This window comes from Rhodococcus sp. CX (assembly GCF_015865005.1).
GTDB lineage: Bacteria > Actinomycetota > Actinomycetes > Mycobacteriales > Mycobacteriaceae > Rhodococcus.
Map to the genome: position 1 here is coordinate 1 of NZ_JADZGH010000084.1, position 1,468 is coordinate 1,468.

The following is a 1,468-nucleotide window of genomic DNA, read 5'->3' on the forward strand; positions in this document are numbered from 1 at the left end:
CGCCCATCCCGAGCGCGACGACGAACCGGCCACCCCGCGACACCGGAAGATGGTGCACCACCGACGCTCCCGTGTTGCCGGCGTCGGCGAACACATCGGCGCCGGCCGGTATCATCACCGCGAGCGCCTCGACGGCCTCCCGGTACCGCAGCCCGGGTCCGTCGCGCAGCGGGACCGGCAACGGCGCCGACATCCAGGGCGCGACGGCCCCGGCCGGCCGCGCCGGCGACAGCTCCTCGGCGAGGGCACCCAACCCGGCACGCAGGTCGAGGACGGTGGCGTGCTCGGCGGGCAGATAGGGGGGCTCGGCACCGATGCCGGCGACCGGGACCGTGTCGAGGGCCGCCTCCAGACCGGTGCGGGCCAGGGCCGGCATCCGGGTCCCGATCAGCAGGCACAACGTGCAGTGCCGCACCGCCTCGACCAGTTCGGCGTGCCCCATGCAGCCGGCCACCCCGCTGAAGCCCGGCTCGTCGGCGGGATAGACGTCCTTGGCGTCCGGGACGACCCCGACCGCGGCATCCGTCGCGGCGGCGAGGGCGCGCAGCTGCTCGCGGGCGTCGTCCCGCGCCACCTGATCCCCGGCGACGAACACGATCTTCCCGGTCCGGCGGGCCGCGGCGAGCAGGTCCCGGATCCGGGCGAGACCACGCGGATCGTGGCCGGAGCGGCGGGCCGGCGGTGCGAACGCGAATCCGCGGTCGACGGCGGCCTGCTGCACGTCCTTCGGCAGCAACAGCACCGCGGGCCCACCGGACCACGCCGCGGCGACCGCCCGGTCGAGGTGCCGGGGCAACTCGTCCGGACCCTCGACCCGCGCGCAGTACCGGGAGATCTCGGTGAACAGCCGGACCGCGTGGATCGTGCCGGCCTTACCGCTCGAGTCCTGGAACGCGCCGGCGCCCTCGAGCCTGGTCGGGGGCTGCCCGACCAGCGCCAGCACCGGGACCCGGGACGCGAAGGACTCGGCGAGCCCGGCCACCAGATTCATCGCCCCGCCGCCGGAGGTCGCGGCCACCACCCCGAGCCCGCCGGTGGTGCGGGCATAGCCGTCGGCCATCGTGGCGGCGGCGAACTCGTGCTTGGCCACCACCCCGCGGACGGGCCGGTCGGTGGCGAACAACGCGTCGTAGACATCTTCGATGTTGGCGCCGTCCACCCCGAAGACGTGACTCACCCCCAGGTCGGCGACCGCGTCGACCATGGCGTCGACGACCCGCCGGACGGGCGGATCGGGGTGCGGGACTGCGGTATCCATGGGGTTGCTCCTGAACCGGGGATCGAACACGTCGGATCAGGCGGAGCGGGCTGCGTGCCCGAGCCGGCCGCGGACGCACCGCGCGTACAGCCCGGCGGCGGGGGAGCCGGATTCCTCCGACCCCGGCCGCACGGCGGTGCGCCCGCGACGCAGGACCCTGTCCCGCCCGAGCCCGCGCACATTGGTCATGCACAGCAGCACGTCGCCCGG

1 protein-coding gene is annotated in these 1,468 nt (G+C 75.3%); it reads right to left on the reverse strand.

Annotation, left to right across the window (positions count from 1 at the left end; genetic code table 11):
* On the reverse strand, positions 1-1,258 hold a 1,258-nt coding region (locus tag I0Q12_RS09215), incomplete at its 3' end, for a thiamine pyrophosphate-binding protein (RefSeq protein ID WP_197251641.1).
* Positions 1,259-1,468: the final 210 nt, after the last annotated feature.